The sequence below is a fragment of the Candidatus Thiodiazotropha sp. AKIB8 genome (genome assembly GCF_058244675.1).
The window spans coordinates 173,532-180,210 of the sequence record NZ_JBSYOO010000049.1; the positions used below are offsets into that span (position 1 = coordinate 173,532).

Consider the following 6,679-nt stretch of genomic DNA (forward strand, 5'->3'; position numbering starts at 1 on the left):
ATTGGAACTCTTCAACGCTACCCGACTGGAAGCGGGTTATGCGCCAGGCCTGCTGAAAAACGGTCGCCGTTGCGTGGTAGTCGTAGCTAAAGCGACCTACGACATCCCTGCAGCGGGCAGGGTAGCGCGCCTTGCCGTCCAACAAGTCCCTATCTTTGAAAGTGACAGCTTTACTGGCACACCCGGTGAAAGCTCGCCTCTGGTCGAGAATGACTACGCTCCCCTCAAAGCACGCTGCGATGTCATTCTTGTCAATGCTCATGCCTTGGCACCGGGGGGAGAACCAGCGACATCAGTGGATGTGGCAGTTAAACTCAACGATATTCTCAAAGGCATGCGGGTTGTCGGACCACGCTTCTGGGATAACGGGGTGGTCACCTGGACACCGAGTAAACCAGAGCCCTTTACCCGCCTGCCGATCACCTACGAAAACGCCTGGGGAGGCAGCGACGAAGGCAGGCGCGATGGCGAGCGGGATACCGTCACGGATAATCCCGTGGGTCGAGGTTTCTTCCGTCGCATCAAAAAATCACGACTTGTTGAACAATCCCCACCGAATATCGAACCGATTAAACATACCCTGAGGCGCCCTTCGGATAGATTTCCGGCACTGGCCTTTGGCGCCATTGGCCGAAACTGGACCCCACGCAGCGGCTATGGGGGCACCTACGACAAAGTCTGGAGGGATGAACGGCGGCCACTGCTCCCCGAGGACTTCGACGAACGCTACTACCAGTGCGCGCCAGAGGATCAGCAAACCGACTACCTGCGAGGCGGAGAAGAGGTCATCCTCTACAACCTGACCACCGAAGGACACACCACCTTCACCATCCCGAAACAAGCCGTGCCGATGCAGGCTATTCTGCGCGGGGGGGAGCGCCACAACCTCAACCCGTTGATCGACACCCTGATTATCGACCCACAGGCAGGACGATTCACACTGACCTGGCGAGCACGGATCGGACTGAAACGAACGATCCACGAAATCGACACCCTGATTGTCGGGCGATCCAGCAAGGGATCGGAACGCGCACGGATTATGGAAAAACCCTATTGGGATCTCAAAACACTCGGCGCACACGCTGATGGCTACCGTCGAGCGCATGCCACAGAACAGGAGGAAGTAACCTAATGGCAACTGCAACTGTCTTCGCCAACGGACTCTCCATCGCCTGCAAGTCGGTCGACGGCAAATCGGCGGTCGCCTTTCCAGACCCTTGCTGGACTAATCCAGGCCCCAGCGCTGGGCCGATCGTCCTCCCCTTCGCCAACACCGCCTACGCCAGGGATACTTCAAACGCCTCCAAAACAGTCTTTATTGGAAGTAAGCCGGTCATGCTCAAAGATAAATCCTTCTTCAAAACCAGCGAAGGTAACGAAGCGGCGGCTTATGGCAAAGGTTTTTTCACTGGCGTCAAAAAGAGCAAAGCATACTTTGCGAGCTGGTCTATGAACGTCAAGATCGAGGGCTTTAACGTCTGCCGTCATACCGATCTCATGACCCACAACCATGGTTCCAAACCAGGTAACACCGCTTTCTGGTACTACACAGACAAAGCCAATAAAAAACCACCGAAGGAGTGCGCTGAAGACTGTGAGCGTATGGAAAAAAAATGCGGCAGAAAGATCAGCAAATGCGAGGCTAAAGAGATGTGCGGTAGCGGCTCGTGTCGCGACAAGAAAAAAAAGAAAAAAGTTGAAGAAAGGAGAAAAAAGAAGGGCAATGCGATCAGCCTGTTCAAAGAAAAAGTTGGAAAAAAACTCAAAGATTTTCGTAACTGGAAACAAGAGCATTGCCGAGGCGCCCTCCTGATCAACTCCTGCGGGTTTGATAAAGCGGGTGAGATGGTCGACAAGCTCAACGAGCAGGTAGAAAAACTAACCAATATCAAAGATGAAATACCCAGGCTTTTCGGTGAATTCATTGACAACCTGGGTGTCGATGGACTCTCAAAATGGGCGGACGAGATAGTCGGCGCCGTGTTTGGTAAAGGTGCGAAAAAAATCGCTTTAAAAAAGATACCTGTCGTTGGTCAATTAGATAGTTTGTATGATGCGGTCCAAGGGGTTGGGAACCTCAGCGATTTTCGAAAAACCCTAGAGACAACGCTTCCACAGTTGGTGGATGGATTGAGAAATCTGAGTGGCCAAATCCAGGAGAGCATCGAGGTGCTCAAGAGCGATATCAAGATGCTGGAAAAGATCAAAAATGGGGAAATGGACAAAAAAGAGTTCTTGAAGAAACAGAAAAAAATGGCCAAGGATAGTCCCTGTATCGCTGCGCGAAAATGCAACCTGACACCCTACAGTAAGGATCGTAGTCTGGCGAGCAAGGAAGGCTGCTGCCCAGGCCAAACGCCCCACCACATGATCCCCAACAGCATGCTACAGATACCGGAAAGTGAAGCAGGCGACAAATCGAGTACACAACGTAATACCAAGGATAGCAGTGGTAAGGCTAATTGCCCTGGTTATACCTATGGTTCAGCACCGACAGTATGCGCTGAGGGGCTAACACAGAATGAATGTACGCATAAGAAAGTGCATGATAAGAGTGCCAACCTATTCAGGCACTCCCATGAACAAAATAACATGACACTCGATCAAGTCATCAAAGATGCTGAAAAGGCTCATGCTAAAGCTTTCAGGCGCTCGGGTTGCTCGAGGAGCAAGAAAAAATCAAAGAAAACCGGTTGCATTGAAGCTCAGTTGCGCGATTACTTCAAAGATAAGTGTAATGATAATCTTGATTTTAGGGTCAGGCCGGTGGATGGGAAAGGCGGAAACATGACAAGATAAAATGGTGAAATCAATGTCGATACAAAAGCAATTTTTCAAGAATTATTTCATGACATCTTGTCACATCAAAGATAGGAATAATTTTATTTTCATTACAGAAGAACCGATGAAAATACCGGACCCATTTGAGTTAAGAAACTTAAAAGTAATACAGTTTGCAGGGAGTGATTACACGAATATCGAAAACTGGTCGAATCCAGGGAACCCACTAGAGACTCGATTGTATGGCGGGTGGACAACTGAGCCAGCTAATAAGTGGATTTTTGTCAGTTACTGGGGGAGGGTTCTTCGAACCTCAGAGGTTCTCGACAGGGATAGGGGCGAATACGTTGCAGAACAAGACATTCCCCCCTATCCCGGAACAAAGACGCTGTCTGTTGGAAATGCCAAAGTTATTGACGGCAAAATGTACGCTGTAGAGATAGGGAGAATTGCATATCGAAGAGATGCCCCTGATAAATGGACGCTCTTAAACAACGGGCTACCTGATTATTTCGCTGAAAAGGATGGATCGAAATTGGGTTTCCATGACATTGATGGTTTCTCTGAAAATGATATTTATGCAGCGGGATATTACGGCGATGTCTGGCACTGGGATGGCAAAATCTGGAAACAGATTGCCATACCAACCAATGCGGACATCTATGGTGTTTGCTGTGGTGACGATGGCCTGGTCTACCTGAGCACAGGTGTAGAGAGCTTTGTGGTGGGCAGGGGCAACCACTGGAAGATCATCCGTTACGGTAAGGAGACGTCGGGTCTCGAAGATGTGAAGTTCAGTGACATGGTCTGGTTCAAAGACCGGGTCTATATGGGTTATGGCTCAACACTCTATGAGATCAAGGATGGCAAGTTTCGAAAATCCAAACTCAATGAGATGGAAGGCAGGCCGGTGGACTGGAGTTGCATCGATGTCACCGATGAGCTGATGCTGGCGGGCTCCAAGCTGGAGGTTGCCCTGTTTGACGGAGAACGGTTTGAGACTGTTATTCCCTTCGAAGTGGGTGGTCAGTGATGAAGGCAACCATCTCTATTGCGGGATTGGGTATGGTCTCATCCCTGGGCTATGGTGCAGAAGCTAATGCTGCTGTTATGCGTTGCGGCTATAGCAATGTGCTGCCCACAGAGTTTTACTCTCAAAACACAAATGAGCCCTACCTGGGTGCTCAGATTGATGAACTGGAGAGCTTGGGGGGCGAGCGATTTGCCGAAATGGCGGAGTTGGTGATTGAGCAGGTGCTCGAAAGCCACCCCAAGCTGCCTGCCGAACTTGCCACGCTATTTTGTCTGCCTCAAGTTGATGAGATTCCTGATGAGATATTTGAAGAGGACTTTTATAACTTTCTCTACTCAAGGATTGGAGAGCACCGTCTTTCATCACAGCCACTGTTTGCATATGGCGGCCGTTGTTCCGTCGCTTCGGCTTTTAAGGTTGCCCAGCAGAAACTGAATGAGGGCCAACCCTACTGTTTGATTGTGGCTGTGGATTCGTTGCTGGATGTTCAACGCATTGCGCGATACGAGAACTATGGGGATATTGCCAGGTTGCTGGATGAAGATATGCCGGATGGTTTTATTCCTGGGGAAGCGGCTGTCGCGCTTTTACTGAGCAGGCCAGTACGTGGTGAGATCCAGACTTGTATTCGAGGTATTGGGTTCGGATGCGAGGAGGTGACGGTCGATTCCGACGAGGTCTTGATGGGGCGAGGCTTGACTCGGGCAATCCAAGAAGCCGCTGCAGGAGCTGCTGTCAGGGTATGCGATACAGACTTCCGCCTCTCCAGTGCCAATGGCGAAAGCTATTTCTTCCAGGAGACCTCCTTGGCGGGTACCCGAGTAATGGAAGACAAACGCGAATCCTGGCCCCTATGGCACCCAGCGGATCATATTGGAGAAGTGGGCGCGGTCGTGGGTGCTGCCATGGTGGTTATGGCACACTATGCCTTTAAAAAAAACTACGCGCCCGGAGAACGGGTGCTGTGTGAATTGAGCAATGACGATAGTCAGCGTGCAGCCTTTATTCTCGAAAGGATAACACCGATATGACCTATCATCGGTTAATCTCCCGTCAGATCGCTAAAGATGCTCCCTATACTTGGTTCCAGTATGACAATGCCAAGCAGCATGCCCGATATCGGCTAGCCGATTTTGCCGAGCAGGCTGGGCACTTAGAAGCACAGATCGATGCCCTTGGCATCGCACTGAGCAATGGTGAACCGGTGGAAAGCTGGTTTGATAAACGCGACTGGGGCGTCTGTTTTCTGCTGGCCCTGTTGGGCAAGCGCTATGACCGCCCGGACTTGTTCGATAGTGCCCTGAATCTACTTGATGAAGAGGAGACAACTCATTGTAGAGAGATCGTCGATGCCTGCTTGTGGGATATGACCTCTGCCGAGGCGCTCGTTGTTTGGTTACAGCGCTTGATCCGACACCCATCACCACTGGCGAGACAAGCTGCAATCAGGATCATGGGTGCGATTGATCACGAATTCAGCCCCGAAATCATACAGACTTACCTGGATGACGAAGCCCCGCTGGTACGCATTCGATTGCTCGACTGGTTTGGTGAAAACGGCCACAAAGAACAGCTGACCTTCGTACAACAGCACTATGACCATACCGAGCCCGATATCAGATTTGCCGCCGCCCGTGCCGGAACCTTACTGGGTGATAAGCAAGGTATATCAGCACTGATCCCCTTCAGTCTTGCCAGCAACACTCACATGCTTAAAGCCGTGACACTGCTCTTTCTTCAAACCACTGAGACGCGGCAAAAAAGAAAATGGCTTGAAAGTCTTTGGGCCCAGAACAATGCGCCAACGCGAGCCAAACTTTTCGCTGTCGCCATCGCAGGGTTGCCAGAAGCAGTGAGCAAACTCTTCCCCGCCATGGTTGATGATGACACCTGTCGCGCTGCGGGAGAGGCATTTACACTGCTTACCGGGGCCGATCTCGAAGATCAAGGCCTGGATGCCACTGGATCATCGGACTGCATTCCCTGCAATAACAATGAAGCAACACTCAGTCAGCGCCGCAAGATCGATCCCTTCATCAGCGACTGGGAGGATGATCTACCCTATCCCTGCCCGGACGCCGTTAGCGATTGGTGGCATCGCCAGCAAGACCATTTTGTACAGGGCGAGACCTATCTGGCCGGACTGACGATTAATGAAGTTAACCTTCGAATCGTGCTCACCAGCGGTAACCAACACCAACGCCAGCTTGCTGCGCTCTATCTCAGGGTACGCCATGGCTATCCCTGGCGAGAAACCGGTTGGCCTGTATGGCTGCAGGAAGCAGAGAAATTCTGGACAGCTACCGTTTGAAATGCGCATCATGTGATGTTCTGGTTCATCAGCTCACAGTTTTACGTCTCGCTTCCTCCAAACCACTCCTCACGGCCTGACCCTAACCATTCGCAAGTAGGAATCATCTAATTGCTTTTAATTCACTAAGGATGGTGACCATCTTTCAGAGAACTCTCACCTCATTAGTTCATGCCCATGTTGGACGTACAGTAACGGCGACATTGGAGGCTCCAGATAAAAGTATGATGCTCACCGAATATCTTATAGGGATTTTTGGCTACAACTTATTCCGCCATGTCATTCTCGGTTTGGTTGCGATCCCCTCTCGGGGACCGGTTCCGCCACGCTCCAGAACATCAGGCCTATGCCCATGCCGGCAGCGAATAACATGGCCAACCAGGAAACCGTTGAGAACTCAGGCTTGGCATCGATGCCACCGAGTCGGATGCGGCCTACAGGCAGAACAATCAACATCAAGCAGAAGATGACGAAGATATTCCCAGCGACCAGAAACAGCCAATCGAAGTTGTCGATGGACCAGGCTTTGGAGCCGTCGAAGGCCTGCTTGGCAT

General features: G+C 51.0%; 5 protein-coding genes and 1 pseudogene. 5 read left to right on the plus strand and 1 reads right to left on the minus strand.

The window, feature by feature from the left end:
• Position 1: 1 nt before the first annotated feature.
• From AC4IFB_RS17550 to AC4IFB_RS17570, 5 genes are all read left to right on the plus strand, one after another.
• Positions 2–1,132, plus strand: a complete 1,131-nt coding sequence (locus AC4IFB_RS17550) for a DUF2169 family type VI secretion system accessory protein (RefSeq protein WP_490780867.1) — start codon at positions 2–4, stop codon at positions 1,130–1,132.
• Positions 1,132–2,799 carry a PAAR-like domain-containing protein gene (locus AC4IFB_RS17555; RefSeq protein WP_490780868.1) on the plus strand — a complete coding sequence of 556 codons (1,668 nt, stop codon included), beginning with the start codon at positions 1,132–1,134 and terminating at the stop codon, positions 2,797–2,799. Before AC4IFB_RS17550 ends, AC4IFB_RS17555 begins: the two co-directional genes overlap by 1 nt.
• 106 nt (positions 2,800–2,905) lie before the next feature.
• Positions 2,906–3,814: a beta propeller repeat protein gene (locus AC4IFB_RS17560; RefSeq protein ID WP_490780869.1), complete on the plus strand. Its 909-nt coding sequence runs from the start codon at positions 2,906–2,908 to the stop codon at positions 3,812–3,814.
• Positions 3,814–4,845, plus strand: a complete 1,032-nt coding sequence (locus AC4IFB_RS17565) for a hypothetical protein (protein ID WP_490780870.1) — start codon at positions 3,814–3,816, stop codon at positions 4,843–4,845. The genes AC4IFB_RS17560 and AC4IFB_RS17565 overlap by 1 nt, the downstream gene beginning before the upstream one ends.
• Positions 4,842–6,125: a HEAT repeat domain-containing protein gene (locus AC4IFB_RS17570; protein WP_490780871.1), complete on the plus strand. Its 1,284-nt coding sequence runs from the start codon at positions 4,842–4,844 to the stop codon at positions 6,123–6,125. The genes AC4IFB_RS17565 and AC4IFB_RS17570 overlap by 4 nt, the downstream gene beginning before the upstream one ends.
• Positions 6,126–6,437: 312 nt before the next feature.
• Here AC4IFB_RS17570 and AC4IFB_RS17575 read toward each other — a convergent pair.
• A pseudogene (locus AC4IFB_RS17575) lies at positions 6,438–6,679 on the minus strand (BCCT family transporter); the annotation flags it as partial.

Excerpts from the sequence above, each read along its gene's own strand:
- AC4IFB_RS17555 (WP_490780868.1), top strand. The coding sequence starts at position 1,132 with ATGGCAACTGCAACTGTCTTCGCCAACGGACTCTCCATCGCCTGCAAG.
- AC4IFB_RS17560 (WP_490780869.1), top strand. The coding sequence starts at position 2,906 with ATGAAAATACCGGACCCATTTGAGTTAAGAAACTTAAAAGTAATACAG.
- AC4IFB_RS17565 (WP_490780870.1), top strand. The coding sequence starts at position 3,814 with ATGAAGGCAACCATCTCTATTGCGGGATTGGGTATGGTCTCATCCCTG.
- AC4IFB_RS17570 (WP_490780871.1), top strand. The coding sequence starts at position 4,842 with ATGACCTATCATCGGTTAATCTCCCGTCAGATCGCTAAAGATGCTCCC.